Below are 26792 nucleotides of genomic sequence, written 5' to 3'. Positions count from 1 at the left end.
AACACGGTCCAAACGGGCGGGAGCGGCGGCCCAGTTCGCTCGGAGCAGACCGCCGGCGGTTATCCCGGTCAGGAGGAACTCCTCGACGACGAGACGCGCATTCTCAAACTCCTCGACGACAGCGGCGGTCAACTCCGGCAGTCGAAGGTCGTCGAGGGAACGGGCTGGTCGAAGTCGAAAGTGAGCCGCGTCCTCTCGCGGATGGCCGACGAGGGCAGCGTCACGAAGATAAACCTCGGCCGGGAGAACCTCATCGCCCGCCCCGAGAACGTGCCCGAACACGCCCGGTCGCCCTTCGACGAGTCCTGAGCGGGGCGAGCGACCGAAGTTCGGGGCCTGAGTCGGAAGTCCGGGATGCGAGCCGAAGTTGGAACATACCAACCAAGGCTATAGGCCTCCGGCGACTACCTCGAATCCATGCGCGAATTCGTCTTCACCGTCGAGTACGAGCGGGGTGCCGACGAGGTGATGGACCTCTTCATCGAGAACCCGGACTTACACTCCAAGACCATGGCGATACACGCCACGAGCGAGTCGATGTGGCGACTCGACCGCCTCACCGGGCCGACGGAGGCGCTCGAAGCGTTCGACGAGGTCATCGAACAGGCCACCCGGTGCAACGGCGTCCTCGGGATGTGCGGCGCACCGGTCGTCGAGTGGGAGTTCGAAGTGCTCTCGGAGACGCCCAACGGGCGCATCGTCTACTCCTGCCGCGAGGAGGGCGACGGAATTCAGTCGATTCCGCACGTCGCCGCGAAGCACATCGGCGACGGTCTCCTGATGCAGGCCGAGCGCCGAGGGGCCCAAAACCAGTGGCGACTGCTCATCTCCGACGACGACACGGTGAGCGAGATTTACGAGGAGGTCAAAGACAGCCTCAGCGACGGCCTCTCGCTGAGCGTCCAGCGCATCAGCGAACCCGAATGCTGGCTCGAAGAGGGCGTCTCCGCCGACGGCCTCCCGCCGGAACAGCAGGCCGCGCTCGAAGCCGCCGTCGAGTTCGGCTACTACGAGACGCCGCGCCAACACACCGTCCAAGAGATTTCCGAGGAACTCGACATCCCGAATTCGACGCTCCAGTACCGTCTGACCCGCGCCGAGGCGTGGCTGGCCCGGCAGTTCGTCACCGGCACGCTCGGCACCGAGGTCGAAGAGCGCGTCGACCCCGAAAAGCTCGAAGCGAGCGCGTGACCGACGAGTCGGGTCGAACGCCCCGCGAGACACGCTCACAGGTGGGTTGGAATATTCCAACCGCATCCTGATACGCTGCGGACGCGTACTCGAATACGTGGGAAAGGACACTTTCAGCGACATCACCGGCCTGCCGGACGACCTCGGAATCGGCGACGACCTCGCGCGGGCGGACCAGCGCGCGTCGATTCGCGTCGATACCCGACGGTACGGCAAGCCCGTGACGGTGGTCGACGGCCTCGACCTCCCGACCGACGAACTCGACGCGCTCGCGTCGACCCTGAAGCGACGGCTCGCAGTCGGCGGGACCGTGACCGACGACGGCCGCATCGAGCTACAGGGCGAACACGGCGAGCGCCTCGAAGCCGCGCTCCGCGACGAAGGCTTCAGCGTCGAGACCTGATTCCGAGCGTCGCCCGTCGAAGTTGCCACCATCTGACTCAGATCTCCTCACCTCGACCGCGTTTTTCCCGGGGAGCGACCGAGTGCGAGCCCAGCAGTAACTAGTTCGGCAACAGACATGTAAACCAAGGAACTTATGTGGGGCTGGTCAGTCCGACTAGCCAATGATGGCAACGAAACAACATTATTGCGTGAGGAGAAACAGATGAGTCCGCGGGAACCGAACGACGGCGTCGGCTCGGTTCTCTCGTGGCTCTTCGTCGCGGTCGTCGTGCTCTCCGCGGTCACCGTCCCGCTGGCGACGGGGCCGGCGAAAGCGGCCGAGGCGCACATCGGAATCTCCGACGTGACGGTCGCGCCGGCGGAGCCGACGCCCGGCGAACAGACCGACCTCGAAGTGACGATTCGGAACGGCGAGAACAGTCCGAGCGTCGTCGACGTCACCGACGTCTACGTCCGCCGACAGGGAAGCCCCACCGACATCGCGCGCATCGAGGACGTGGGGACGATAACCATCGGGTCGAGCATCACCATCCCGGTCGCCGTCTCGTTCGACGACCCCGGGTCGAAAAACCTCCGCGTCGTGCTGGTCGGCAGACAAAACGACGGCTCGCACGTCCGAGTTCGGTACCCGGTGACCGTCGACGTGAAGGAGGTCTCCCGCCCGCAGATAGAGCTCTCGACCGAGGAGGCCGTACCCGGTGCCACTCGGTCCGTGAACGTCACCGTCTCGAACGGGCTCACCGAGGACATTCGACAACTGCGGGTCGTCTCGTCCTCGCCGGACGTGAACTTCAGCGTCACCGAGCGCGTGAAGCCACGGCTGAAGGCGGGCAACGCCACGACGTTCACCTTCCCCGCGCGGGTCGACGAGGCCGGGTCGTACCCGGTGAACGTGACGCTCCAGTACTCGAACCGCGGCGAGAAACACGAGCTCACCCGCACGTATCGCCCCGCGTTTAGCTCTCCGACGAACCCCGGACAGGTCATCCTGACCGACGTGCAGGCGACGCAGGCCGGAGGCACGCTCGAAATCTCGGCGACCGCCGGGAACGTCGGCTCCGACGCCGTCGAGGGAGTCGTCGTCTCCGTCGCGGACTCGTCGAGCGTCGAGCGAAGCAACTACTTCATCGGGAGCATCGACGGGAGCGACTTCTCGTCGTTCACTCTCCGAACCCCCGCACAGGGCAACGTCTCTTCGGTTCCCGTCGAGGTTCGGTACAGCGTCGGCGGCGTCGAGAAGTCGGTCACTACGTCGGTCAGCGTCGACCGTCAGATGATGCGTCGCCCCGTGCCGGACTCGGGGTCGGGCGGGTTCCCGCTTCTCCCGGTGGGCGGCGCCGCCGCGCTCCTCCTCGTGGGTGCGGTCGTCTATCGCTGGCGGAGCTGACGACAGATGACACGGGACACCTCCGACTCCGAGGGGGCGGAGCCGACGGAGACCGACCGCGGAGACCGACCGGGTGACGCCGCGGGCGTCGGCGGCGACCTGATACTCCGCGGCGAAGACGTCACGAAGGAGTACCAGACGGGAACCCAGACCGTCCGGGCGCTGAAAGGTATCGACTTCGGCATCGCGCCGTCCGACTTCGTCGCCATCGTCGGCCCCTCGGGGAGCGGGAAATCCACGCTCCTCAATCTGCTTGGCTTACTCGACGTGCCGACCGACGGTGCGGTCAGTCTTCGGGGACAGGACGTGTCGACGTTCTCCGACGCGGACCGAACCCGAAAGCGGAAGCGCGCCATCGGTTTCGTGTTCCAGAGCTTCTATCTGATTCCGACCCTGACGGCGCTGGAGAACGTCGAGATGCCGCGGATGCTCGACAAGACCCCGGTGAAGACGCGCGAGCGGGCGAAAACGCTGCTTCAGCGGGTCGGTCTCGGCGACCGGCTCGACCACTACCCCGACGAGCTGTCGGGGGGACAGAAACAGCGCGTCGCCATCGCGCGGTCGCTCATCAACGACCCCGCGCTCCTGTTGGCGGACGAGCCGACGGGGAACCTCGACCGCGACACCGGCGACGAAATCCTCGCCCTGTTCGACGAACTCCGAGCCGAGGAGGACGTGGCCATCGTCACGGTCACCCACGACGCCTACGTCGCCGAGGAGGCCGACCGCGTGGTGAACCTCGTGGACGGCGTCATCGAGGACACGGGCGAGACGGCCGCTGACGGAGGGCACGGAGCGTGAGCGTCGCGGAACCGCGGCCGCGCGCCGTTTTCGTTCGAGGTGCGTCCCCGTGAGTTGGCTCCGCCGGGTGACCGCTCGGTTCCCGACGGTCGTGCTGGCCCGCCGAAACCTGTCTCGCGCCACCGCGCGGACCACGCTGGCCGTCGTCGCCATCGTCATCGGCGTCGTCGCCATCGGAACCATCGGCGCGGGCGGCGAGGCGTTCAAACAGGACCAGATGGAGGCGTACGAGGGGTTCGGGGGGACCGCCACCGTCAGCCCCGTCTACTACATGAACGACGACGGTGACATCACCGGGGGCATCTCGGACCAAGACGTCAGTCGGATGCGACAGGCGACATCGGGCGCGGCGGTCCACCCCGTCATCCAGCGCTGGGACACCGTCGTCCGTACGTCGTCGGGAGAGACCTCCCCCTCGGCCCAGGTGAAGGGGCTGGCTGCCTCGGGACGTTCTACGATGCGCAATCGGGGTCGATACCCGATAGCTGGCGACAGCAGGTCGTCGTCGGCTCCCGGTTCGCCGACAACAACGACGTTGAGACGGGCGACCAGCTGACGGTGACGATAAACGGGAGCTTCGAGCGGACGTTCCGCGTCGCGGCGGTGCTCGAACCGCAGGGGTTCGCCGACCAGCTACAGGCCGACCGCTCCGTGTTCCTTCCGTTCGACCGACTCAGCCAGCTCGAAGACTCCGACTCGAAGTACGGTTCGGTCATCGTCAGGGTCGACCCGCAGACGGGGTCGATAAGCGAGGCGGCCGAGAGTCTCGAAACGGAGTTCAACACCCGACGGCGGACAATCTCCGTCTCGGAGGTCCAAGAACAGCGGGAGCGCTTCAGTCAGACGTTCGAACTAATAAACCAGTTCCTCATCGGCGTCGGCTCGATTTCGCTCCTCGTCGCCGCGGTCACCATCGCGAACACCATGTTGATGACGGCGATAGAGCGCGAACGCGAAATCGGCGTCATGCGGGCGGTCGGTTATCCCAAGCGGGCGGTCGTGAGCCTGCTCCTCGCCGAGGCGACCATCCTCGGCCTCGTCGGTGCCGCAATCGGCGTCCCGCTCGCGCTCGGCATCGGAATGGTGCTTAACCAGTTCCTCGTCGGGGACCCGCTGGCGTTCACGGCCGCAGGGCTTCGATACGTCGCTCTCGGGGCGCTGTTCGGCGTCCTCACGTCGCTGTTCGCCGGCGTGTACCCCGCGTGGAAATCCGCAAATAAGCGGCCCGTGGAGGCGTTAGAATGACGCGAACGTGGGGCGAGGGACGGTGAGCCTGCGCCACCGAATCGCCGGGCGGTTCCCGCGACTCGTCATCGCCCGACGGAACATCTCGCGGGCGAAGGTCCGGTCGATACTCGCGGCGGCCTCGATACTCATCGGCGTCGTCGCAATCGGCGCAATCGGCGCGGGCGGTGCGGCGTTCAAGCAGAGCCAACTGCAGAGCATCCAGGCCCAAGGCGCGACGAGCGTCTACGTCTCGCCGGGGGCCGACATGGAAGCGTCGCACTTCGACAGAGAGGACGTCAAAGCGATAGACGAGACGGTCGGGGCGGCCACAATCGTGGCGACGGAACCCGGAAGCATGGAGCTGATAACGAGCGACGGCACCCGCGAGGGGGTGTCGGTCACCTACATCGACGACCCCCGACAGTTACACGAGGTAGAACGGGGCGGAATCCCCGACAACTGGCGACAGAGCGTCGTCGTCTCCCACGGGTTCGCGGCCGACCGCGGCGTCGAACTCGGCGAGCGCCTCAAACTCGTCTCCGAGACGGAGACGGAGACGGAGACCGGAACCGTCGAGACAGAACACACCTACCGCGTCGTCGCCGTGATGGCCGAGAGTCAGTCGTTCGGAGGGGGCGGACTGTTCCTCCCCATCGAGGAGACCGGAGAGCGACAGTACAGCCGTGTCGAGGTGATGACGGAGTCGACAGACAGGGCCGAAGCCGTCGCCGAGGCGCTCCGCGACCGCTTCAACGACCGGAAAGACAGGCTGTTGGTGTTCGAACTCACCTCGCTCGTCCGCCTGCTCAAGACGCTCGTGAACGGAATCAACGCGTTCCTCGCGGGCCTCGGCTCCATCTCGCTTCTCGTCGCCGGCGTCTCGATTGCGAACACGATGCTGATGGCCGTCATCAAGCGCCGCGAAGAGATCGGCGTCCTGCGGGCGGTCGGCTACGGCAAGGTCGATATCGTCCGGATTCTCCTCGTCGAGGCGGTACTCCTTGGCGCGCTCGGCTCGGCGGTCGGTCTCGCCATCGCCGTCGCCGTGGCGATGGTGGCGAACGCGCTGTTCCTCGGTGACCCCTTCGCCTTCACGCAGTCGGCGCTCCTGTACTTGGCCGGGGCGGTCGCGTTCGGTATCCTGACCAGCCTGCTCGCCGGCGCGTACCCCGCGTGGCGGGCGGCAAATGAGCGGCCTATCGACGCGCTCCGGGGCTGAGTGGGCGGAATCGCTCTCCGGCCGTCATCCCTCGAATCGAAGGTGTTTGGCATATTCCAACCGAGAGCCCATTACCCTCGATAGGGAATGAACCGATACTCAATGGATACGAAACACGTCGACTGGCGTTCGATGCGGGACGAGTCGGCACCGACGGCGGAGCCCGAGGTCCGACGGTCCGGCGAGGAGCGCGACGAAGACGAGGCCGAGTCGTCCGAGGCGGCGGTCGCAGAGCGGACCGACCTCGTCTACGACGAACAACACGGCGAGTGGGTCGACCCCGAGACGGGCGAAATCCTCCGCGAGGACGAAATCGACCGCGGGCCGGAGTGGCGCGCGTTCGACGCCGCGGAGCGCGACCAGAAGTCCCGCGTCGGGTCGCCGACGACGAACATGATGCACGACAAGGGACTGTCGACCAACATCGGCTGGCAGAACAAAGACGCCTACGGCAACTCCCTGTCGTCGGGACAGCGCCAGAAGATGCAGCGGCTCCGCACGTGGAACGAGCGGTTCCGCACCCGCGACTCCAAAGAGCGTAATCTCAAGCAAGCGCTCGGCGAGGTCGAGCGGATGGGCTCGGCGCTCGGGCTTCCGGACACCGTCCGCGAGACCGCCTCGGTCATCTACCGCCGCGCGCTCAACGACGACCTGCTCCCCGGCCGTTCCATCGAGGGCGTCGCCACCGCGGCGCTGTACGCGTCGGCCCGGATGGCGGGCACTCCCCGTTCGCTCGACGAACTGGAGAAGGTCTCGCGCGTCGATAAGATGGAGCTCACTCGGACGTACCGGTACGTCGTCCGCGAGCTGAAGCTCGAAATCAAGCCCGCCGACCCCGAGCAGTACGTCCCGCGGTTCGCCAGCGAACTCGGCCTCTCCGACGAGGCCGAGCGGCAGGCCCGTCAGCTCCTCCGCGACGCGAAGGAGACGGGTATCCACTCTGGCAAGTCGCCGGTCGGCCTCGCCGCCGCCGCCGTCTACGCCGCCGCCCTCCTCACCAACGAGAAGGTGACCCAAAGCGAGGTCTCGACGGTCGCGGACATCTCCGAGGTCACCATCCGCAACCGCTACAAGGAGCTGCTCGAAGTCCAAGACGGCACCCTGTTCGCGTAAGCGCTCTGTGGTCCCGGTGAGTCCGGTGGGCCGCACTTTTTCTCGCCCGTGCCAGCCCGTAACAACATTTATCCGCGCTCCCGGAGGATATACGGGGTATGGTTGAAGCGTTCGTCCGACTCTTGTGCCCCGAATGTGGAAAGGACTGGGAGACGAATCCGACCGAACTCCCCGCTCACCGCGACAACTACTCGTGTCAGGGCTGCGGCGCGACGCGTCGCACGGCCGAGTTCATGCGGACGGAACGCGACCTCCAGACGCTCAAGCAGTTCGAATAGCGAGGCGTGACGGCGGGGCCGTCTCCCGAACGGGAGCGACCCCCGGGCGTTCGTTTTTCAGATGTCGGGAATCGCCGAGAGCGCGCCGCACGCGTCGCACTTCAGCACTTCTGCGCCCTGCTCAGTGACGAGTTTCGTGTCGGGCGACCCGCACTCGCTACAGCGGACGAACGACTCGACGTACTCGTCGAGCGCGTCGGCGATGCGACGCTGTCTGAACTCGCCGGTAAAGCGCGCTCGACCCCGGTCGTCGATCTGGGCGCTCGTTCCCAGTTCCGTCTGGAAGAACTTCAGGACGTGCGTCGCCTCGCGAGCGAGCCGGTCGTGGGTCGCCGCGAAGTTCTCGTAGACCCGTGACGCTCCCCTCCTGTCGGACCGTCGGCTCCGGGACGCTGAAGCGGTCGCCGCCTTCCGCCACGTCCGACGACTCCGAGAGCGCGCGGTCCAGTTGGTCGTCGTAGTCCATGCGCGACAGTACGCGCGCGCCGGCGTAAAATTCTCACGACCCCCGGCGCGCGCGGCCGCCGCTCGGCGCGCGAGCTACATAGCTATATAAACTGCTCGTGAGATTCCGCCGAGGCTCACTATCGACGGGCGAAACAACAAACGAATTGCAAACTGACGAATACGAAATTTTCCCTGAGACACCCATAATCGGCGGTTTAAGGGAGTCGGATGCTAACGTGACTCAAGATAATACTATATCCCTCCGGTCTCAAGCCGTGGTTGCTCATGAAGAAGCAGGAACTCATCCACCTGCACGGTCTGCTCGCAGAAGTCCACACCCAGATTGAGGCCTGGGAGGACGAGGAAATCAGTCTTGTCGAGTACAACGAACTCGGCGTACGACCGACATCCATCCACAAGTCCAAGACGGACCACAAAGCAGCCGTGTTTAAACTGGCGAAGGGTATCACCGGAGCGATGCACGAGGCCGAACCAGAGCCGCTTGCACCGCAAGCCGACTGAACCGAGAAAAGAAACGCGTTCTCCTCTACACGACCCTACACCCGAGAGCGACCGCGCCGTTCTCTCTCGCGTAACGCCGCTTCCGAGCGACTGCCGTGCCGAGTGAGTGGATGAGTTCCGTACGCGAGCAACAACAGCAGTAGGCTGCCCAGAAGCGGTGGCGCGAGACCGACACGCGGCGACGGGGCGATGCGGCGACGACGGTCTCAGCGGTCGTCGACGAGGTCGTCGAAGTCGACGAGCGTTTCGTCGGGGTCCGACGCGCCGGTTTCGGTTCGGGTGTCTCCCTCGCCGTCCGTCTCGACCGAGTCGTCGTCGACCCGTTCGACCGACAGCACTTTCAGCGGGATGTTTTCGAGACGTTGGCCGATTTCCTTGCGGGCGATGCGCGAGGCGTGTTCTTCCTGTTCGACGTTGAAGACGGTCATCTCCAGTTCGAGGGCGACGAGCGCCTCGTCCGCGGCGATGAACGCGGGAGGGAGTTCCTCGCCCTCGGGCGAGGTTCGAGCGCCCATGCTAATCTCGACGTACTTCAGGTCGGGATTGAGCATCTCTCCGGTCTTCGAGATGGCGATGCGAATCGCCTCGTCTACGGTTTCCACGTCGTACACCGGGACCGCGGCCTCGACGACGACTCTGCAGTCCATGGTTACGATGAGGTTGTGTGCCGAAGGCTATCAACCTTCTTGCCACCGCGTCTCGTGGCGCTCACTCCCCGCCTGAGCGGAGGTAGTGAAACACGTACGTCTGGGTGTAGCCGGCGTAGCGACCGCCGAGGCGCTCGCGGATGGCCCGCGAGGTGTCGGCGTAGTTCCCCCGGTCGCAGTCGGGGTAGTGTTCCTCGATGGCCGACCGAATCCACGTGTCGAGCGGGACGGCTTCGAGGTAGTCGAGCGAGAACAGGAGAACGCAGTCCGCGACCTTGTCGCCGACGCCGACGAACGTCGTCAGAAAGTCGCGGGCGTCCTCGTAGTCGCGGCCGCGAGCCTCGGCGGGCGTCGCCTCGCCCGTGGCGACCATCTCGGCCGTCCGCCGGACGTAGGGCGCGCGGTAGCCGAGGCTGAGGTCGCGCAGTTCGTCCTCCGTGGCTTCGGCCAGTCGCTCGGGCGTCGGGTACGCGAAGTACGTCTCGCCGTCGAACTCGACGCGCTCGCCGTAGGTCTCTCTGAGCCGCGACTGCATCCCGAAGATGCGGGAGACGCGCATCTGCGCCGAGCAGATAAACGAGACGAGACAGCCGAACGGCGGGTCGCGGACGAGTCGCATGCCCGGGTACGCCTCGTAGGCCCGCCGGACCAGCGGTTCGTCGGGCATCTCCGAGACGATGGCATCGAGGTCGTCGTCGAGGCGGAGCAAGTGGGTGAGAAGCGGGACGGCGTCGAGGTTTGACTCCCACTCCAGCGCGCCGTCGGTCTGCCGGACCCTGACGACGGCGGACTCGTCGGAGACGCCGTCGAGCGGCGGGACGACCGTCTGGTACCACGCGTCGCCGCCGTGGGCCGCGTCGCGCTCGTACATCCGGCCGTCGGGGCGGTCCCAGAGGTACGACTGGCCGCTCTCCAGCGTCGATTGGAGGTCGAACGCTCCGTCGAGGCTCGCGAGGTCGATGACACCCGTCTCCATCGCTTCGACGTTGGGCGCGGGGGATTTGCGGGTTTCGATGCCGGCGGACGAGGCGGGGCGACGACGAATCGGGGTGGCGACGAATCGGGGCGACAACGAGCGAGGCGCGCCACATCGGGCCGCGTCGGGTCGCGTCGCGCTCAGCGGTTGCGGCTCACCGGGAAGCTAACGCGGTCCGGATGGTCGCCCAGTCGGTCGAGGATGCGCTCGTACAGCCGGTTTTTGACGCGCTGGGCGCGGGTCGGGGGAACGAGCACGCGGAGTCGGAAGACGACCCACGACTCCTCCTGTGCGACGTTGACGGTCGGGCCGTCGGCCACGTCGAGGTCCAGCGGCGACTCGCGGAGCCTGTCTCGGTAGCGTTTCATCGCGGCGTCCATGTCGTCGCCGAGCTCGTCGTCGGCCACGTCCAAGAGGAGTTGGCGGACGAATGGGAGGTCCGTCTCGTAGGACACCTGCACCGGCACTTCCGTCCAGACGCGGTCGAACAGCGCGCCGTAGTTGACGACCTCAGAGGAGAGGACGAGCGAGTTCGGGACGGTGACGGTCCGACCTGACGGCTGGTTCGACGCGAGGGGACCGCCGGTCTCCCAGAGCGTCGTGACGAGGAAATCGACCTCGGCCACGTCGCCCGAGACCGAGCCGATGTTGACGCGGTCGCCGACCGCGTACGGCCGCTTCACGAGGATGTAGAACCAGCCGATGAAGGAGAGAATCGGCTGTTGGAGCGCGAAGGTGACGGCGAAGCCGATGACGCCGAAGGAGACCAACACACCGAGCCACTGGTCCGTGAACGCCCCGAGGACGCCGACCAGCGCGACCCCGCCGAGCGTGAGTCGGAGGACGTTCCGAACGTCGTGGGCCCGGCGGCGGTCGGCGATGCGCCCGACGAAGAACGCGGCGAGAAACCGGTAGACGCCGTAGGCGACGAGCGCGACCGCGGCGGCAGACAGCCCCTTCGAGAGGAGCAAGTCGGCGTTGGGCACGTCGAAGTCCGAAAGGGGGGTCGTCGCGTGAACGAACGCCGAGAGAACCGCGGCGATGAGCCCGGCGGCGAACGCGCCGAGGCCGAGACGGCGAGACATACCGTTGCCGTCGGGTGGGCGATTGAAAAAGGTGTAGTCGAACCGAGGCGAGGGTCGGCGGCCTCAGTTGCGGATGTGGAGGTCCGTGAGACTCGCGAGGCGGTCGGCGACGCCGTCGTCGAGGCCCTCACGGGTGACGCGCCACTCCCAGTTACCGGTCTGCGTACCGGGCGTGTTGAAGCGGGCGTCGGAGCCGAGGCCGAGGAGGTCCTGCGTCGTCGTGAACGCGAGGACGGCCGCGGAGTTCCAGACGGCGTCGATGATGGACCAGTGAATCTCCGAGCCGTCCGCGCCGATGTTGTAGTGGAGGCAGTCGCGGGTGCGGTCGTCGAGGTCGCGGTAGTAGCCGACGAACGTGTCGGTGTCGTGGGTCGAGGTGTAGGCGACGGAGTTCTCCGGGTAGTGCATCGGCTGGTACATGTCGCCCTCGCGGCACCAGTCGGCGTACTGCGGGACGCGCATGCCGGGGAAGGCGAACCGGTCGCGGAGGTCGACGAGCGAGGCGTCGAGGAAGCCGAGGTCCTCGACGATGAAGGGGAGGTCGCCCAGTTCGCGCTCGACCGTCTCGAAGAAGTCGTGGCCGGGCGCGTCGCGCCACTCGCCGTCGCCGGGGTCGTCGGAGTCGGCGTCGATGGCCCAGAACTCGTCGAAGCCTTTGAAGTGGTCGATGCGGGTCACGTCCACGAGGTCGAACAGGCGACGGAGGCGGTCGAGCCACCAGCCGTAGCCGTCCTCGCGGAGCGTCTCCCAGTCGTACAGCGGGTTGCCCCAGCGCTGGCCGGAGTCGTTCGGGTTCGGCGGGACGCCGGCGACGACGGCGGGTTCGTTCGACTCGGTGAGGTCGAACGCTTCGGGGGCGGCCCACACGTCGGCGCTGTCGAGCGCGACGTAGATGGGAAGGTCGCCGACGAGGGTGACACCCTTCTCGTCCGCGTAGTCGGCGAGGGCGCGCCACTGCTCGTCGAAGCAGAACTGGACGAACTCGCGGTAGCGAATCTCGTCGGCGCGCGCCTCGCAGGCGTCGGCGAGCGCGTCGGGGTCGCGGGTCTTCAGCTCGGTCGGCCAGTCTATCCACGCCCGCTGGAACTCGTCTTTCAGGGCGGCGAACAGCGCGTAGTCGTCGAGCCAGCCGGCCTCGCGCTCGCGGAAGGCGTCGAAGGCGGCGCGGTCGTCCTCGGTGGCCTCGGCCTCGAAGCGGTCGAAGGCGGTGCGAAGCCGCGAGCGCTTGTACTCGCCGACGCGCTCGTAGTCGACCGCGTGGGGGTCGAAGTCGGGGACTGGTTCGAGATCGTCGTCGGTGAGCCAGCCGCGCGCGACGAGGTCGGTGAGGTCGATGAGAAGCGGATTACCGGCGAACGAGGAGGTCGATTGGTACGGCGAGTTCGCCATGGCCGGCTCCGTCGGCCCGAGGGGGCAGAACTGCCACATCGACTGTTCGGCGTCGGCGAGGAAGTCCACGAAAGCGCGCGCGCCGTCGCCGAGGTCGCCGATACCGTGTGGCCCCGGGACCGAGGTGACGTGCATGAACACCCCGCTCTGTCGAGAAAGTCGCATACCCACAGGGTCCGCGTGCGACCCAATTGGTACTTTGGGTCGAAACAGCGGGCCGACGAGGAGACCGTGAGGGCGGGGATGGGGTCCGTCTCACGCCACCGATGCGACTATAGTTGTGCTAGCAAATCACACGAAATCGGGCGCGAGCGGGCGTCGCTCGCGCTCGTCTCAACAACACTTATTCTCCCCCGTCCGTTCCGTGCGCGTATGAGTGATATCGCTGTCATCCTCCCCGACGGAACGGAACTCTCCGTCGAGGAGGGTGCGACGGTGCGAGACGCCGCGTTCGCAATCGGCCCCGGCCTCGGCAAGGACACCGTCGCCGGCGTCGTCGATGGCGAACTCGTGGACAAGGAGACGCCGCTCCACGACGGCGCGGACCTCGTCATCGTCACCGACCAGTCCGACGAGTATCTGGACGTGCTCCGCCACTCGGCGGCCCACGTCTTCGCGCAGGCCCTCCAGCGGCTCCACCCCGAGGCCAAGCTAACCATCGGCCCGTGGACGGACGACGGCTTCTACTACGACGTGACGAGCGTCGACCTCGAACAGGAGGACCTCGAAGCCATCGAAGACGAGATGCGCGACATCATCGAGGAGGACCTCGACATCGAGCGCGTCCTCGTCGACCGCGAGGAGGCCCTCGAAAAGTACGCCGACAACCCCTACAAGCGCGACATCCTCGAAGAGGAGGCCGCCGGCGACGACGAGCTCTCGTTCTACCAGCAGGGCGAGTTCGAAGACCTCTGTAAGGGGCCGCACGTCGAATCGACGGGCGAAATCGGCGCGGTCAAACTCCTGAACATCTCCGCAGCCTACTGGCGCGGCGACGAGGAAAACGACACGCTGACGCGGGTGTACGGGACGGCGTTCGAGTCCGAGTCCGACCTCGAAGAGTTCCTCGACATGCGCGAGGAGGCCAAGGAGCGCGACCACCGGAAGCTCGGCCAGGAGCTGAACCTGTTCGCCATCGACGAGACGACGGGACCGGGCCTGCCGCTGTACCAGCCCAACGGCAAGCGCATCCTCGACGAGCTCGCGGACTACGCGAAACAGCTCAACCTCGACGCGGGCTACGATCCCGTCGAGACGCCCCACCTGTTCCGGACGGAACTGTGGAAGAAGTCGGGCCACTACGAGAACTACGTGGACGACATGTTCCTCCTCGACGTGAACGACGAGGAGTACGGCCTGAAGCCGATGAACTGCCCCGGTCACGCGACCATCTTCGACCAGCAGTCGTGGTCCTACCGCGACCTGCCGGTGCGCTACTTCGAGGACGGGAAGGTCTACCGGAAGGAACAGCGCGGCGAGCTGTCGGGCCTCTCGCGTGTCTGGTCCTTTACCATCGACGACGGCCACCTGTTCGTCCGCCCCGACCAGATCGAAGACGAGATCAACCTCATCATCGACAACATCCTGACGGTGTTCGACACGTTCGGGCTGGACGCCGAAGTCGCGCTCGCGACGCGCCCCGAGAAGTCCGTCGGCAGCGACGAAATCTGGGAGCAGGCCGAGACGCAACTCCGCGCGGTCCTCGACGACAGCGGCATCGACTACGGCATCGAGGCCGGCGACGGCGCGTTCTACGGCCCGAAAATCGACTTCGCGTTCAAGGACGCCCTCGGTCGCAAGTGGGACGGCCCGACGGTCCAACTCGACTTCAACATGCCCGACCGCTTCGACCTCACCTACACGGGCGAGGACAACGAGGACCACCAACCGGTGATGATTCACCGCGCGCTCTACGGCAGTTACGAGCGCTTCTTCATGGTCCTCATCGAGCACTTCAACGGCAAGTTCCCGTTCTGGCTCGCGCCCGAGCAGGTCCGCATCCTGCCCATCTCGGACGACCAGATGGGGTACGCGAAGAAGCTCCAGTACGAACTCGGCGACTTCCGCGTCGACATCGAGGACCGCTCGTGGACGCTCGGCCGGAAGATTCGCGAGGCCCAGACCGACCGCGTCCCGTACATGGTCATCGTCGGCGGCGACGAGGAAGAAGACGGAACCATCTCCGTCCGCGACCGCAAGGAACGCGAGGCCAAGGACGTGAGCGTCGAGGCGTTCCGCGACCACCTCCGGAGCGAAGCCGACGAAAAGCGCCCGGAGCCCGACTTCCTCGCCGACGAGGAGTGAGGCCCCCGACTCCGGCCGAGTCCGGCCGACTCAAGCGGTAACTGATTCTCTGTTCCGGCGACTCCGCGCCGCCGCGTCCAACTCTCGTCGAACCGTCGTCCGGAACGACTCGTCTCTGATGAGGTTCGCGAGCACGCCGAAATGTCCGCAGTCCCACTCGCGGCGGTTCGGCCGCGGAACGCCCCACTCGTCGAGGAGCGCGCGGGCCGTGGACGCGGGAGCCATCTCGTCGCGGGTCCCGACGAACGGGAAGACGCGTTCGGGCGCGAGACACGGGTCTTTCGGCGGGTTCAACAGCGGCGCGAACTCGTGGAGCACCTCGCCGGTCCAGCCGGCCGCGTCGAGCGCGTCGTCGATGTCGAGCAGTCTCGTGAGTCCCCCCGAGAGGAGCGTCTGGTCGATTGCGCCGGGCATCCCCACGGGGAACAGCAGGTCGGGGCGCATGGACTCCGGCCAGTCGCCGCACCGACCGCCGACGTGGAGCGCGACGGTGCCGCCGAGGCTGACACCGCTGACGCCGACGACCGGCGCGCCCTCGGTCCGCGCCCAGTCGATGAGGACGGCGGTCTCCAGCGCGGCCGCCGAGTAGAGCGTGAACAGGCCGACGGGCGCACGGGCGATGTAGGGCTCGCCGCTGTATCGACCGAGTAGCTCGCGGCGGCCGTGCCACGGCGCGTCGGGGAGGATGACCCGGTAGCCCTTGGGCGCGAGCGCGCGGGCGACGTACTCCTCTTCGGGCCAGTAGGTGAGTTGGTCGTCGAACATCCCCCACCCGGAGTGGAAGACGAGCGTCGGCAGGTCGCCGGCGGCGTCGATGGGTTCGTACACCCGCGCGGTCGCCCGGTCGCTGAGGTGCGGCGAGGGCGACCGGAAGCGGAGCAGGTACTCGACGGTTCCCGGCCCGCGGACGGTCGCCGAGCGCTCGACGCGGGGGAACTCCTCGGCCGCGCTGGACTCGGCGAAGCCGTACAGTCGCTCGGGTTCGGCGAGTTCGTGGTGCCAGCGGGTCCGCGCGTCCTCGGGCGAGGGAATCTCGAACTTCACCGGCGGCACGAGGTGTTCCTTCGGGAGGAAGCCGAAGATGTCGGTCGGTTTGGCCCGCCGTTCCGACACCTCGCGGCGCTCGCGCTCGACGGCGACGCGCTCGTCGGGCGTCGACTCCTCGTCGCCCCAGAAGACGCTGTCCCAGCGCTCCATCGTCTCGTCGTACGCGCCGCGGAGGCGGGCGTACCGCGCGAGAGCGCGTTCGATTCGGTCGTGGAGGTGTGGTGCAGGCGGCGCGCCGACCTCTCGGAGGTACGCTTCCGGGCCCTCCGAGAGCGCGACGTCGGCCGCGGCGCGAGCGCGGACGACACCGAACTCGCGGGGAAGCGAGCGGGTCTTGAACGCCTCGAACGGGCGCGAGGTCAACAATCGGCCGGCGGGCGAGGTGAGCAACCGGTGTACCGCCGGGGTTTCGAGGTGGTCCATGCCGTGTGATACGAGTGACACGATAATGACCCTAGGCCCGCGTGTCAGAGCGTGAGAACAGGCGGGGGGTGACGCCGCCGCTGGCACGACGACTCGGGAGACCGGAAACGGGGCTATCAGAGGTCCCCGTGATATTCTGCCTTCCGCGCTTCCTCCTCCCGCAACGTGCGCGCGTCGTCCTCGTCTGCGCCGGGGGACGCGTCCGGTTCGCGCTCCCCGTTCGACTGCCGAAGGGCCAACGCCCACCCAGCGGTGTAGACGACTGCGGCGACCACGAGACCGACGCCGAGGCCGTACGCGTACCCCGAAACAGCGAACGCGAGAAACGCGATCGAAGGACCGCCGACGAGCGCGTAGCCGAGGTTGTCAGCGACGGTGCTCCGAAGCGACATGAAGCGTCGTTCGGCCGCCGAAGGGCCAATACTTTGTGGCCACCGGTTCGGAGAGCAGAACCAGCCACTCGTCGTCGTAAATCAGATACTGCGATACGAAATGCCGTTCCGCGAGCACCGAGTCGTGCGATTCGAAAAGGAAGACAGTCGAGTGAGTCACTGGGAGGGGCGAAACAGAAACGGGGCGGCGCTCAGGCCGAATCGAACCGCCACCGCGTCGCGTCGGCGGGAAAGCCGGACCACGCCAGCACGCGCTCGGGTCGAATCCGAAACACCGGCGTCCCGTGGCGAATCCCGTACTTCGCCTCGTAGGCGTCGTCGATGCGGGTGAGGCTGGCGTCGTCAGCGGTCTCCTCGTCCAGTCGCTCGGCGACGCCTTCGAGGATGACCACGTCGGTCCCGCTTTCGGTGTGGACCGCGAGGCGCGGGTCGCGCGCGAGGTTTCTTACCCATCTGGTTCGCTCGCCGCCGCCGCAGTAGAACGCGCCGTCGACCCAGACGCCCCAGACCGGGCGGGCGTGCGGTCGGCCGTCGGGCCGGGTCGTCGTGACCCAGAACACCTCGTCGTCGGCGAACGCGGTTTCGACGACGCGCCACTCCAAGAGCCCTCTCTTCCGACTCGGGGATGCCGTAACTCGCTTCGGTCTCCGGGCGGTCGCGGGTCGTCGCGGGCGGCGCGTCGTCGGGCATGGGAGAAAGAGGGGCCGCGAGAGGTTAAGCGCGAAGCCCTACCACGTCGTGAGCGCGTCGGTCCCGTGGGACCACGTCAGGGCCGCGAGGAAAGCGAGGACGCCGGTGATGGCCGCCGCGCCGCCGACGAAGAACACCCACTCCATGCCGACTTCAGCCATGAGGTAGCCGCCGAGGAGGGGCGCGACGACGCTGCCGGGCCGCCAGAGGAGTTCGCGGATGCCGAAGCTACTGGCGACGCCCGCGCCGCCGGAGCCCTCGTCGGCGAACAGCGCCATGCTGGCCGGTTCGCGGAGGCTGTCGGCGACGCCGAGCAGACCGGCGAGACCGACGAGCGGGAGGAACGCGGGCGAAAGCGGGCCGAGGAAGGGGAACACCGCGGGGAGCGCGAGCGCCTCGCCGGCCGCGGGCGAGAAGGGGACGGCGAGCGCGATGAGGCCGTAGAGGCCGCCGCCGACGAAGACGAACCGCGCCCGGCCGTACGAATCGGAGATGCGCCCGGTGTACGGCTGACAGAGCATGTTGGTGAACTTCTCGGCGACGACGGTCGCCGCGACGGCGATGCCGCCGTATTCGAGGCCACCCGAGGCCGCCGAGACGCCGGCGTAGATGGGCACCCACGTTCGGACGAGGGTGACGGCGACGGCGTACTGGACGCGGAACGTCGCCATCGTCAGGATGCGCTCGTTGAGCGCGAGGTCCGTGAACGGAAAGCCGTGGACGCGAGTCTCGTCCGGCGGGAGGAACACCCAGATGGCGACGACGGCGATGGTCAGGAGAATCGTGATGACGATGAAGATGGGCGTGAAGCCGAACAGGTCGTAGAGGATACCGGCGCTGATGCTCCCGAGGATTGAGGCCGCGAAGCGGGCGGCGTTCGCCTTTCCGATGTGGTTCGCGCGCGTCCCCTCGCGGGCGAGTTCGCCGACGAGCGCGAGCGACATCAGCCCCGCGCCGGTGACGGCGACGCCCTGTGCGGCCCGCACGAGGATAAACGAGAGACTGGAGTCGACGAGTGGGAACGCGGCGTAGACGACCGCGCCGAGGCCGACCGTCCCCGCGAGCACGAGACGTTTGTCGTAGCGGTCGCCGGCCCACGACAAGGGCACGACGGCGACGGTCTGGGCGAGCGTGAAGCCGGTGGTGAACATCCCGATGACGAACCCGCGGGAGAGGGAGAAGCCGCCGAGCGCGAGTCCGCCGAGCGCGAGTTCGGGGACGACGACCGCACCCGGGTCGAGTTCGTTGATGTACTTCGGAAGGAGCGTGACGAGCGTGATGAACCCGAAACCGCCGGCGAACCGAGTGAGATACAGCGTCCAAAATCTGAGACGGGTGCGGTCCATGGGCTGTGTGCGGCTAACCGGCGAAAAGAAGTTCCGGAACCGGCCGTCGCCGCAGGCGACCTAAAGCCCGTCCGATAGCGGCGGTGAACTTTATCATTCACGCCGAGAGATACGTTAGCATGGAACTAGTGGGTGGAGCGATGGCGGCGAGAGGTGTTGAGACGCGCCTCATCAGGGTAGAGCGGGAGATGAACGACCACGGGGCGATGACCGTCCGCGTGGTCGAGACCGGTGAGTTGCGCACCGTGGTGGCGTGTGCGACTTCTGACCTGCGGGAGCGGCTCGCCTCGGCGACGAGCGGGTCGGAGTTCCCCCTTCGACTCGCGGCGTCGCCCGGCCGCGGGAACTCGTGGGTCGCGCTCGGTCGGTGAAATCAGGAGTCGAATAGGAGCTTCGCGCCGACCGCGAGGGCGCCGAAGAGCGCCACGAGCACCGCGCCCGCGACGACGTCGGCCCCGAACAGCACTCCGAAATCCGGGGTCAGCGCGGCGACGAACCGGTCGGGGTCGAAGTGCTCCCCGACGCCCGTGGCCAGCCCGAAGACGACGGCGACGAGAAGCGTGATGAAGACGAGGACCAGTTCGGTCCTGTCGCTCTGGTTCATACTCGGTAGCGTTCGGAGCGGGGTATAAAACACCCGGAGGTGACGAGCGAGTCGAAAATCCGACACGAACGGTCGAGACGGAGTCCCGACTACCGGTGTGAGTCTGCGATGAAGGAAGTGGGCCGGACGCGATTTGAACACGCGACCGTCTGATTAAGAGTCAGACGCTCTGCCTAACTGAGCTACCGGCCCTTGCAATCTCTCGTAACTGCCGGTAGGTAAAATGACTTTCCTTTCTGTACGACGACGGCAGGGACGCACACGCACGAAACAACGAACAAACGGTGGGTGTTAAGTGGCGGCCGACCGGAGTAGCGGGCAACGATGAGTGCAGGGGTCAGCATTTCCTCGATGTCTACGTACGCGATACTCGGCTGCGGGAGCGTCGGGCACGCGGTCGCCGAGGAACTGACAGACGAGGGAAAAGACGTCCTCATCCTCGACAAGGACGAAAGCCGCGTCGAAGCCCTGCGCGACCAGGACTTGAACGCGCAGACGACGGACATCACCGACCCGGAACTCGCCGACGCCGTCACCGGCCGCGACGTGATTCTCATCCTCTCGTCGGACGTCGAGGCCAACAAGGCCGCCGTCTCGACCATCCGCGACCGCGGCGAAGATCAGTTCATCGTCGTCCGCGCGTCGGACCCCGTCTCCGAGGACGAACTGACGAAACTGGGAGCCGACGTGGTCATCAACCCCTCCGAGGTCATCGCCGACTCCGCGCTTCGGAGCGTCGAGTCCGGCGAACTCGAATACAAGGCCCGCCAACTGGCCGACCTCCTGCGCGACACTGACCACGGGATGGCCATCCTCACCCACGACAACCCCGACCCCGACTCGCTCGCGTCGGCGGTCGCCCTCCAAGCCATCGCCCGCGAGTACGACGTCGAAGCCGACATCCTCTACTCGGGCGATATGGGCCACCAAGAGAACCGGGCGTTCGTGAACATACTCGGCATCGAGCTTACCCCACGGAGCGACTCGAAACCGCTCGAAGAGTACGGCGCGGTCGCGCTCGTCGACCACATGAAGTCGGGGATGCCCGACCTCGGCGACGCCGACATCACGGTGTTCATCGACCACTTCGAACCCGACGAGGGTATCGACGCCCGCTTTACCGACGTACGGCCGAACGTCTCTTCGACCTCGACGATTCTCACGAAGTACATCCAAGAGTTCGACCTCAGCCCATCACAGGCGGTGGCAACGGCGCTTCTCTACGGCATCCGCGCCGAGACGCTCGACTTCAAGCGCGACACGACGCCCGCGGACCTGACGGCCGCGGCGTATCTCTACCCCTTCGCCGACCACGACACGCTCGAAAAGGTCGAGTCGCCGTCGATGTCGCCGGAGACGCTGGACGTGCTCGCCGAGGCCATCCAGAACCGCGACGTGCAGGGCTCGCACCTCGTCTCGAACGCGGGGTTCATCCGCGACCGCGACGCGCTGACGCAGGCGGCCCAGCACCTCCTCAATCTGGAGGGCATCACCACGACCGCCGTCTTCGGCATCGCCGACGACACCATCTACCTCGCGGCGCGGTCGAAGGACATCCGCATGAACATCGGGAAGATTCTGAGCGACGCCTTCACGGGCATCGGCGAGGCCGGCGGCCACTCCACGCAGGGGTCCGTCGAGATTCCGCTCGGCATCTTCACGGGCATCGAGTCCAACGACGACAACCGCGACACGCTCCTCCAACTCACCGAAGAAGCGGTAAAGCGCAAGCTCTTCCGTGCGATGGGCGTGGAGGGCGGCGAGAGCGGAAACGGAAGCTAAAACGTCAGACGACGAGCGACTCTTCGTCTTCTTCGGGATTCTTCAGGCGCTCGATGACGTCGTTGATGAGAATGACGTCACCGACGGCGCGGACCCACCGATACGGGATGAGAACGCCCTTCCCGGGTTCGATTTGATTGCGGAACAGTTCGTCGTTCAGCGCCGTCAACGCGAGACCGGTGACCGTCTCGTGGTCCAGGTCGAGGCGGACGTCTTCGACTTCGCCGACGAACACACCGTTGTTCGAGTAGACCTCCCGGCCTACGAGCGTCGTAATCTCTTCGGGCGTCCCGTCCATATCCGCCAACATGGGATGCCGGGTCTTAATTGTTCGTAGCCCACGACTCGGGCCGCAGACACGCGGCAGACGGGCGTCCGACGCCGGCGGGAAATCGCCGGATAGTGTCGTGATATTCCGTTGAAAGAAGGCGTTCGAGCCGTCGGCCGCGACGGCTCGTTCTCGAGGGCGTTACCGCCGCGGTGCGACCAGTTGAATCGGGTGTTGCGTCGGCCGGCTGAGGAGCGAATCGAGCTGTTCGAGACAGGAGGTCCCGCTGGCGACGACGGTGCGGTCTCTGTTCTCGTCGGTCTGGAACTGCCCCTGTAGCTCGGAGCCGACATCGACGCTGAGTTCGTAATACTCCGACTTGTAGCCGAACGAACCGGCCATGCCGCAGCACTCCACGTCGGAGGTGGCAACGTCGTAGCCGAGGTCCGACAGGACCGCCTCGGTGTGGCCTTCGAGACCGAGGGTGCGCTGTTGGCAGTGGCTGTGGTAAGCGACGCCCTCGCCCTCGCTCGTCGAGAGCGCGTCCGCGTCTGCGCCGTGTTCGAGCAGCCCGAAGACGTACTCCATGACCTCGTAGCTGGCCTCGGAGATGCGCTCGAAGGACTTCTCGGGCAGGAACTTCTCGTACTCGGTTCGGAACATCGCGAGGTCAGACGGCTCGATGACGACGATGTCGCGGCCGTCGTCGATATGCTCCGCGAGGCCGGCGTACACGTCGTGAGCGTGGTCCTCCGCGGTCGCAATCATGCCCTGCGAGAGCGGGGCGCGGCCCGACGAGCGAACGTCGGGGACGATTACGTCGACACCGAGGGCTTCGAGGGTTCGGACCGCGGCTTTCCCGCGTTCGACCTGTACGTGGTTCGTGTACACGTCGGGGTAGAGCACGGCGGTCCGGACCGGGTCGTCGACCCGCGAGGTGCGGCTCTCGAACCAGTCTTTCAGCGTCTCGCGCTGGAAGGCGGGGAGTTCGCGGCGGGCGTCGATGCCGAGGAACCGCTCCATGAGGTCGCGGGAGACACCAAGGCCGGCGGCCCAGTTGGAGACGGGCGCGAAGAAGCTCCCGACCTTCGCGGCCGTCTCGAAGTTGCCGAAGAAGCGTTTCTGGAGGCTGACGCCGCCGGGTTCCTCGTCGGGGGTGAGCCCCTCGACGAGCCAGTCGAGTTCGGACACCTCGCCGCGGTTGACCCGGTCGCGGACGACCGTGTTTATCCACGGGATGTCGATTTCGACCGGGCAGGCGGTGGTACACCGGCTACAGCCGGTACAGAGGTCGTTGAACTCCGCGGCGCTGTCGAGGCCCTCGACGCCGGCCTCCCAGCCGGTTCCGATGCCGCCGGAGTAGGTCTCGCCGCCGAAGGCGTGGCCGCCGACGTGCTGGAAGTTGGCGCAGACGTTGGAACACGCCGAACACCGGATGCAGTAGAGCGTCTCGCGCAGTTGGTCGTCCTCGCGCATGTCGAACCGGCCGTTGTCGATGAGCACGAGGTGGAAGTCGCGGTCCGTCTCGGTCGCCGAAAGCGGCGTGTCCGGGGCGTCGAAGTCGACGGTCGGCGACTCGACCGGCGGCGTCAGAAGCGAGATGTAGGAGGTGATGTCCTGTCCCGTCCCCGACTTGCCGATGAGTTCGACGAAGGGTCGGAGGTCCTCGACGGTCGGAATGATCTTCTCGACGCCGGCGACCGCGACGTGCGTGTCGGGCACGACGGCGGTCTTCCGGGCGTTGCCCTCGGAGGTGACGAGCGCCATCGTCCCGGTGTCGACGGTGATGAAGTTCGCGCCGGTCATCCCCACGTCCGCGCCCTCGATGAGTTCGCCGAGTTGTTCGCGGGCGAACATCGTGAGTTCCTCCGCAGTTTCGAGGGGCTCGTCGGGTTCGAACGTCTCGTTGAACAGGTCGGCGATGGCCTCCCGCGACTTGTGGATGGCGGGCGCGACGATGTGCGACGGCGACTCGTCTGCGACCTGCAGGACCCACTCGCCGAGGTCAGTTTCGACCACGTCGATGTCGGCGGCTTCGAGGTCCTCGTTGACCTCTATCTCCTCGGAGGTCATCGACTTCGACTTGACGACGCGTTCGGCCTCCTTGTCCTCGCAGACCTCGCGGATGTACTGGTTCGCGTCGGCCGCGTCGTCGGCGATGTAGAGCGTGCCGCCGTTGGATTCGACGGTATCGCGCAGTTGGTCGATGAGTTCGGGGAGGCGCTCGATAGCGTCCTCCTTGATGGCTCGCGCCTCCGACTTCAGCCCCTCGTAGTCGTCGAGCGTCTGGACCGACTCGTAGCGACCCTCGTTGAACCCGCGGGTGCTCGTGCCGACGGCGTCGCCTTCGGTCTCCATCAGCTGTCGAATCTTCGCCGCCTTGGCTTCGCGCGCCTTACTCATCGAGAATCACCACGTGAACTTCCTTCGGACCGTGTGCTCCTTTCACCAGCGCGCCCATGTCGGCGGTGGCGCTGGGACCGGTAGCGATGATGGCCGAAGAGTGTCCCGTGCGGAACTCCTCGCCCAGCCAGTCGAACGCCTCTGGCATGCCGGGGACGATGTCCGACTGCCGGAGGACGGCGACGTGGAGGTCGCCGAACAGGCTCACCGGTTCGATGCCGCCGGGCGTGCCCTGCACGACGACGCTCCCGTAGTCCGCGATGCCCAGTCCAGCCGCCGTGACACCGGCGTTCGCCTCGCGGAGGTCCGCGGGGGTCGGGTCGGTGTTCACCCAGTCGGGGAGGTCGACGCCGTCGTACGGGAGTTCCACGCCGATAGTCGGGTCCGAACAGAGTCCTTCGAGCACGTCCGCCAGCCCATCGGAAGACGCGTGTGTCCAGCCTACTTCGAGTCGTTCGAGGGAGTCCTCGAACGTCGCAACCGTGCCGGTTGACATACGTTGAGCTAGCGCGTTCTACATAATCGTTCTTCGGGTTCGAGCACCACGCTGTCGGTTAATTATGAAGGATAGGAGTCAGGAGAACCGACCGGCCGCCTCGTCGGCGTCGGCGACAGTTCCAGCCGCGTCGCGCTTGCCGGCGGCGGACTTCGTCACCGCGTACGTTTGCACGACGAAGTAGCCCGCCCAGAGGAGGTAGCCCCCGGTGCCGCTCCCGAGGACCGTCGGGACTGTCCGGAACGTCGTGAGACCGAGTTCGGTCAGCCACGTCCCGACGAGGAGGACGCTGAAGTAGCCGTAGAAGCCCGTCGCCCACCACATGCCGACGACCCGCGCCCAGCCGGGTTGGACGTGTTCGGGGAGCCGAGTCGTGTTCATCACGAGGACGAGCGCGGTGTAAGGCCACATCATCACGCCGGACATCGCGGCCCCGACGACGAGGAAGAAAAACGGCTCTTGGCCCTCGAACGGCGACGAAAAAAGCAAGATGATGACGACGCCCCAGACGCAGAAGGCGGTGAGGAGCCGCCAGAACAGCTTCGGGAGGTCCCAGCCGGCCTCCCGGCCGTAGGACTCGTAGAGTGCGTCGGCGCTGTTGCGGACGAACGACTCGACGATGGCGTACTCGGTGGTAAAGAGCGCGACGAAGAGAACGGCGAAGACGAGAAAGGAGCCGACCGGGCCGAGCAGCGGGACGACGTCGCCGAGCCACATCTGGATGGCGTTGGCGGTGGACCCGGACGCGTAGCGGATGGCCACGCTCATCAGCGCGGGGGCGACGAGGAGCAAACCGAACACGAACGTCAGGAGGTGTTCGAGTTGGACGACGCGCCACCAGCCGCGCCAGCGGCGGAGATTCGTCAGCGTCGGGCGGAACGCGAACCCGTCGCGCTCGATGGGTTCGGGGTCGTCGCCGCGCAGCGGGTTCTTCACGCGCCCTTGATAGTTGCCCATGCCGTAGCCCTTCTCGCGCATCCAGAGGCTCTGGGAGAGGTTCAGATAGCCGCCCGCGCCGGCGAAGGCGAGGCCGCCGAGGAAGACCGCGATGTCGAGCCCCTCGGGGAGCGTTCCGACCGACCCCGCGGCCGCGGGGAGGTCGGCGAACTCGACCCACGAGCCGGTCACGGCGACGAGCAGTAGGGCCGCGCCGATGGCAACGAACAGGAGGCCGATTTGGAACACCTCGACGGCGTTGTACATGACTGACGACACCTGATACGAGAGCCAGATGACGCCCATGAGGGCGGCGGCGACGAGTTTCCACGTCGCGAGCGACGCGCCGAAGAGCGCGACCGACCCGTCCAGTCCGAGCGCCGTCGTGGCGACCTGCGCCGCGCCTGCGGCCCACCCCGGCCAGCCGAGGCTGATGAGGCCGCCGACGAGGAACGCCCACGGCCAGTACGACCCCACGCGTGCGAACGCGCGGAAGATGCTCTCGCCGGTGGCGAGCGTCCAGCGCTGGAGTTCCGTGTTGATGAGGAACTGCGTGAAGACGCCGACGACGAACGCCCAGAACACCGCCCAGCCGTACTGCGCGGTCAACACGGGCCAAAAGAGCGTCTCGCCGCTCCCGAGCGACGCCCCGAGCATGATTGCCGAGGGGCCGACGACGTGGCCGACGCGCGGGACGCGCGGGAGGTCGGCGAGGCGGAACGACCCGCCGTCGCCCGACTCGGGGTAGTCGTCCGAGTCGTCTGACTCCTCCAGTTCCTCGTAGCGAAGCGGGAGATACCACGTGCCGCGGTACTGCTTTCCCTCGACTTCGGAGGCGTAGACGTCGTCGCCGCCGGCGACGCTCGGTTCCGTCGAGGGCGCGGACTCCGAGAGGTCCGAGAGGTCCGCGTCGGAGTCGTCCGACTCGTCGAGCGCGTCCGACCGCGCGGACGCGTCGGCGTCGGAACCAGGGCGACCGTCGCTCACGAGACGGGACACCCCGGAACGGAACTATCGGACGGCGAATCGCTTGACATCGATGCGTTTGCCGGAATTGTGGCCCGATGGTGTATAAATTCGTAGGGTGGCTGTGGCGTTCGAAAACCGGACTACCCCCCGAGGAAGTGCCAGATGTGACCGCGCTCTTCCGGCGGGTCGACGCCCGGCAGTTGCTTGAGCGCCGGCTGAATCGCGTTCCACCAGCCTCGGCCGACTCGAAGCCGGCGGGGTAGTCGTGATACACGTCCCGCAGGAAGTCCGCCTTCTTCGCCTCCGGGTGGTCGGTGAGGTACTGGTACGCCGCCGACAGCGCCTCGCGGCGGGCGTCGAGCATCGGGCCGCTCCCCGGCAGGTCGGCGCGCTCGATGGCGGACGCCGCTCCCCGGCAGGTCGGCGCGCTCGATGGCGGACGAGA

The 26792-nt window shown here is 66.7% G+C and carries 25 protein-coding genes, 1 tRNA gene and 4 pseudogenes; 14 read left to right on the top strand and 16 right to left on the bottom strand.

The features are described from left to right. The 10 genes and pseudogenes from ATB1_RS14315 to ATB1_RS14270 form a co-directional block, all read left to right on the top strand. Positions 1-309: helix-turn-helix domain-containing protein (locus ATB1_RS14315; RefSeq protein ID WP_042664826.1), on the top strand; the 309-nt coding region annotated here is incomplete at its 5' end. A gap of 108 nt (positions 310-417) precedes the next feature. Further along, positions 418-1191 carry a helix-turn-helix domain-containing protein gene (locus ATB1_RS14310; RefSeq protein ID WP_042664823.1) on the top strand — a complete coding sequence of 258 codons (774 nt, stop codon included), beginning with the start codon at positions 418-420 and terminating at the stop codon, positions 1189-1191. Between the two features lie 97 nt (positions 1192-1288). Continuing rightward, positions 1289-1594, top strand: coding sequence for a stress response translation initiation inhibitor YciH (yciH, locus tag ATB1_RS14305; protein WP_042664820.1), 306 nt, complete (start codon positions 1289-1291; stop codon positions 1592-1594). A 204-nt stretch (positions 1595-1798) separates the two neighbouring features. Continuing rightward, positions 1799-2983 carry a COG1361 S-layer family protein gene (locus ATB1_RS14300; protein ID WP_042664817.1) on the top strand — a complete coding sequence of 395 codons (1185 nt, stop codon included), beginning with the start codon at positions 1799-1801 and terminating at the stop codon, positions 2981-2983. A gap of 6 nt (positions 2984-2989) precedes the next feature. Continuing rightward, on the top strand, positions 2990-3784 hold the full coding sequence (locus ATB1_RS14295; RefSeq protein ID WP_198526112.1) for an ABC transporter ATP-binding protein: 795 nt from the start codon (positions 2990-2992) through the stop codon (positions 3782-3784). Positions 3785-3833: 49 nt separating this feature from the next. Next, a pseudogene (locus ATB1_RS24190) lies at positions 3834-4489 on the top strand (ABC transporter permease); the annotation flags it as partial. 219 nt (positions 4490-4708) lie between these two features. Next, complete coding sequence (locus ATB1_RS24185; RefSeq protein WP_343122546.1) at positions 4709-5029, top strand: FtsX-like permease family protein; 321 nt, start codon at positions 4709-4711, stop codon at positions 5027-5029. 22 nt (positions 5030-5051) lie between these two features. Continuing rightward, a complete protein-coding gene (locus ATB1_RS14280; RefSeq protein ID WP_042664810.1) occupies positions 5052-6230 on the top strand; it encodes an ABC transporter permease in 1179 nt (392 codons plus the stop codon). A gap of 102 nt (positions 6231-6332) precedes the next feature. Continuing rightward, positions 6333-7343: a transcription initiation factor IIB family protein gene (locus ATB1_RS14275; RefSeq protein ID WP_082256428.1), complete on the top strand. Its 1011-nt coding sequence runs from the start codon at positions 6333-6335 to the stop codon at positions 7341-7343. Positions 7344-7441: 98 nt separating this feature from the next. Then, complete coding sequence (locus tag ATB1_RS14270; protein WP_008574529.1) at positions 7442-7621, top strand: hypothetical protein; 180 nt, start codon at positions 7442-7444, stop codon at positions 7619-7621. Positions 7622-7678: 57 nt separating this feature from the next. Here the strand turns inward: ATB1_RS14270 and ATB1_RS20955 are convergent. After that, positions 7679-8087: pseudogene (locus ATB1_RS20955) on the bottom strand (translation initiation factor IF-2 subunit beta). A 266-nt stretch (positions 8088-8353) separates the two neighbouring features. Between ATB1_RS20955 and ATB1_RS14260 the strand changes: the two are divergent. Continuing rightward, the gene (locus ATB1_RS14260; RefSeq protein ID WP_008093660.1) at positions 8354-8590 is read left to right on the top strand and encodes a UPF0058 family protein; all 237 of its coding nucleotides are present in this window, start codon (positions 8354-8356) and stop codon (positions 8588-8590) included. A 206-nt stretch (positions 8591-8796) separates the two neighbouring features. Here the strand turns inward: ATB1_RS14260 and ATB1_RS14255 are convergent, their stop codons facing one another. The 4 genes from ATB1_RS14255 to malQ all read right to left on the bottom strand — a co-directional run bounded on the left by ATB1_RS14255 (position 8797) and on the right by malQ (position 12852). Beyond that, positions 8797-9237, bottom strand: a complete 441-nt coding sequence (locus ATB1_RS14255; RefSeq protein ID WP_042664803.1) for a DUF555 domain-containing protein — start codon at positions 9235-9237, stop codon at positions 8797-8799. Positions 9238-9298: 61 nt separating this feature from the next. Next, positions 9299-10213 (bottom strand): DNA-3-methyladenine glycosylase, encoded by a 915-nt coding sequence (locus tag ATB1_RS14250; RefSeq protein WP_042664801.1) that lies wholly within the window; start codon positions 10211-10213, stop codon positions 9299-9301. Between the two features lie 140 nt (positions 10214-10353). After that, positions 10354-11298, bottom strand: coding sequence for a mechanosensitive ion channel family protein (locus ATB1_RS14245; protein ID WP_042664798.1), 945 nt, complete (start codon positions 11296-11298; stop codon positions 10354-10356). A 63-nt stretch (positions 11299-11361) separates the two neighbouring features. Further along, a complete protein-coding gene (gene malQ, locus ATB1_RS14240; RefSeq protein WP_042664796.1) occupies positions 11362-12852 on the bottom strand; it encodes a 4-alpha-glucanotransferase in 1491 nt (496 codons plus the stop codon). Between the two features lie 207 nt (positions 12853-13059). Here malQ and thrS point away from each other — a divergent pair, with 207 nt between their 5' ends. Further along, on the top strand, positions 13060-14991 hold the full coding sequence (thrS, locus tag ATB1_RS14235; RefSeq protein WP_042664792.1) for a threonine--tRNA ligase: 1932 nt from the start codon (positions 13060-13062) through the stop codon (positions 14989-14991). A gap of 30 nt (positions 14992-15021) precedes the next feature. On the opposite strand, the gene ATB1_RS14230 is transcribed toward thrS, so the two are convergent. From ATB1_RS14230 to ATB1_RS14215, 4 genes and pseudogenes are all read right to left on the bottom strand, one after another. Next, the gene (locus ATB1_RS14230; RefSeq protein WP_042664789.1) at positions 15022-16461 is read right to left on the bottom strand and encodes an alpha/beta hydrolase family protein; all 1440 of its coding nucleotides are present in this window, start codon (positions 16459-16461) and stop codon (positions 15022-15024) included. Between the two features lie 116 nt (positions 16462-16577). Beyond that, positions 16578-16853, bottom strand: coding sequence for a hypothetical protein (locus ATB1_RS14225; RefSeq protein ID WP_042664787.1), 276 nt, complete (start codon positions 16851-16853; stop codon positions 16578-16580). A gap of 191 nt (positions 16854-17044) precedes the next feature. Beyond that, positions 17045-17543 (bottom strand): annotated as a pseudogene (locus ATB1_RS14220) (pyridoxamine 5'-phosphate oxidase family protein). Positions 17544-17581: 38 nt separating this feature from the next. Continuing rightward, complete coding sequence (locus ATB1_RS14215; RefSeq protein WP_042664784.1) at positions 17582-18889, bottom strand: MFS transporter; 1308 nt, start codon at positions 18887-18889, stop codon at positions 17582-17584. A gap of 119 nt (positions 18890-19008) precedes the next feature. On the opposite strand from ATB1_RS14215, the gene ATB1_RS14210 reads away from it, so the two are divergent. Further along, a complete protein-coding gene (locus ATB1_RS14210) occupies positions 19009-19260 on the top strand; it encodes a hypothetical protein (RefSeq protein ID WP_042664781.1) in 252 nt (83 codons plus the stop codon). A 2-nt stretch (positions 19261-19262) separates the two neighbouring features. Here the strand turns inward: ATB1_RS14210 and ATB1_RS14205 are convergent, their stop codons facing one another. Both ATB1_RS14205 and ATB1_RS14200 read right to left on the bottom strand, forming a co-directional pair. Beyond that, positions 19263-19493, bottom strand: coding sequence for a hypothetical protein (locus ATB1_RS14205; RefSeq protein ID WP_042664778.1), 231 nt, complete (start codon positions 19491-19493; stop codon positions 19263-19265). 118 nt (positions 19494-19611) lie between these two features. Continuing rightward, a tRNA-Lys gene (locus tag ATB1_RS14200) sits at positions 19612-19685 on the bottom strand. A gap of 132 nt (positions 19686-19817) precedes the next feature. Here ATB1_RS14200 and ATB1_RS14195 point away from each other — a divergent pair. Beyond that, positions 19818-21275 (top strand): DHH family phosphoesterase, encoded by a 1458-nt coding sequence (locus ATB1_RS14195; RefSeq protein ID WP_042664775.1) that lies wholly within the window; start codon positions 19818-19820, stop codon positions 21273-21275. Positions 21276-21279: 4 nt separating this feature from the next. Here the strand turns inward: ATB1_RS14195 and ATB1_RS14190 are convergent, their stop codons facing one another. The 5 genes and pseudogenes from ATB1_RS14190 to ATB1_RS20950 form a co-directional block, all read right to left on the bottom strand. Then, the gene (locus tag ATB1_RS14190; RefSeq protein WP_007274456.1) at positions 21280-21573 is read right to left on the bottom strand and encodes a PRC-barrel domain-containing protein; all 294 of its coding nucleotides are present in this window, start codon (positions 21571-21573) and stop codon (positions 21280-21282) included. Positions 21574-21744: 171 nt separating this feature from the next. Then, positions 21745-23946, bottom strand: coding sequence for an LUD domain-containing protein (locus ATB1_RS14185; protein ID WP_042664770.1), 2202 nt, complete (start codon positions 23944-23946; stop codon positions 21745-21747). After that, positions 23939-24442, bottom strand: coding sequence for an LUD domain-containing protein (locus tag ATB1_RS14180; protein WP_042664768.1), 504 nt, complete (start codon positions 24440-24442; stop codon positions 23939-23941). Before ATB1_RS14180 ends, ATB1_RS14185 begins: the two co-directional genes overlap by 8 nt. 78 nt (positions 24443-24520) lie before the next feature. Beyond that, positions 24521-26365 (bottom strand): Nramp family divalent metal transporter, encoded by a 1845-nt coding sequence (locus ATB1_RS14175; RefSeq protein WP_042664829.1) that lies wholly within the window; start codon positions 26363-26365, stop codon positions 24521-24523. A gap of 122 nt (positions 26366-26487) precedes the next feature. Further along, positions 26488-26792, bottom strand: a pseudogene (locus ATB1_RS20950) (helix-turn-helix domain-containing protein); the annotation flags it as partial.

Source organism: Haloferax sp. ATB1 (assembly GCF_000730175.1).
This window is presented reverse-complemented; position numbering and strand designations above follow the sequence as displayed.

What these genes read in the sequence shown, in the direction of transcription:
- ATB1_RS14310 (WP_042664823.1), top strand. Translation starts at nt 418, where the DNA reads ATGCGCGAATTCGTCTTCACCGTCGAGTACGAGCGGGGTGCCGACGAG.
- ATB1_RS14300 (WP_042664817.1), top strand. Translation starts at nt 1,799, where the DNA reads ATGAGTCCGCGGGAACCGAACGACGGCGTCGGCTCGGTTCTCTCGTGG.
- ATB1_RS14295 (WP_198526112.1), top strand. Translation starts at nt 2,990, where the DNA reads ATGACACGGGACACCTCCGACTCCGAGGGGGCGGAGCCGACGGAGACC.
- ATB1_RS24185 (WP_343122546.1), top strand. Translation starts at nt 4,709, where the DNA reads ATGTTGATGACGGCGATAGAGCGCGAACGCGAAATCGGCGTCATGCGG.
- ATB1_RS14275 (WP_082256428.1), top strand. Translation starts at nt 6,333, where the DNA reads ATGGATACGAAACACGTCGACTGGCGTTCGATGCGGGACGAGTCGGCA.
- ATB1_RS14270 (WP_008574529.1), top strand. Translation starts at nt 7,442, where the DNA reads ATGGTTGAAGCGTTCGTCCGACTCTTGTGCCCCGAATGTGGAAAGGAC.
- ATB1_RS14260 (WP_008093660.1), top strand. Translation starts at nt 8,354, where the DNA reads ATGAAGAAGCAGGAACTCATCCACCTGCACGGTCTGCTCGCAGAAGTC.
- ATB1_RS14255 (WP_042664803.1), bottom strand. Translation starts at nt 9,237, where the DNA reads ATGGACTGCAGAGTCGTCGTCGAGGCCGCGGTCCCGGTGTACGACGTG.
- ATB1_RS14250 (WP_042664801.1), bottom strand. Translation starts at nt 10,213, where the DNA reads ATGGAGACGGGTGTCATCGACCTCGCGAGCCTCGACGGAGCGTTCGAC.
- ATB1_RS14245 (WP_042664798.1), bottom strand. Translation starts at nt 11,298, where the DNA reads ATGTCTCGCCGTCTCGGCCTCGGCGCGTTCGCCGCCGGGCTCATCGCC.
- malQ (WP_042664796.1), bottom strand. Translation starts at nt 12,852, where the DNA reads ATGCGACTTTCTCGACAGAGCGGGGTGTTCATGCACGTCACCTCGGTC.
- thrS (WP_042664792.1), top strand. Translation starts at nt 13,060, where the DNA reads ATGAGTGATATCGCTGTCATCCTCCCCGACGGAACGGAACTCTCCGTC.
- ATB1_RS14230 (WP_042664789.1), bottom strand. Translation starts at nt 16,461, where the DNA reads ATGGACCACCTCGAAACCCCGGCGGTACACCGGTTGCTCACCTCGCCC.
- ATB1_RS14225 (WP_042664787.1), bottom strand. Translation starts at nt 16,853, where the DNA reads ATGTCGCTTCGGAGCACCGTCGCTGACAACCTCGGCTACGCGCTCGTC.
- ATB1_RS14215 (WP_042664784.1), bottom strand. Translation starts at nt 18,889, where the DNA reads ATGGACCGCACCCGTCTCAGATTTTGGACGCTGTATCTCACTCGGTTC.
- ATB1_RS14210 (WP_042664781.1), top strand. Translation starts at nt 19,009, where the DNA reads ATGGAACTAGTGGGTGGAGCGATGGCGGCGAGAGGTGTTGAGACGCGC.
- ATB1_RS14205 (WP_042664778.1), bottom strand. Translation starts at nt 19,493, where the DNA reads ATGAACCAGAGCGACAGGACCGAACTGGTCCTCGTCTTCATCACGCTT.
- ATB1_RS14195 (WP_042664775.1), top strand. Translation starts at nt 19,818, where the DNA reads ATGAGTGCAGGGGTCAGCATTTCCTCGATGTCTACGTACGCGATACTC.
- ATB1_RS14190 (WP_007274456.1), bottom strand. Translation starts at nt 21,573, where the DNA reads ATGGACGGGACGCCCGAAGAGATTACGACGCTCGTAGGCCGGGAGGTC.
- ATB1_RS14185 (WP_042664770.1), bottom strand. Translation starts at nt 23,946, where the DNA reads ATGAGTAAGGCGCGCGAAGCCAAGGCGGCGAAGATTCGACAGCTGATG.
- ATB1_RS14180 (WP_042664768.1), bottom strand. Translation starts at nt 24,442, where the DNA reads ATGTCAACCGGCACGGTTGCGACGTTCGAGGACTCCCTCGAACGACTC.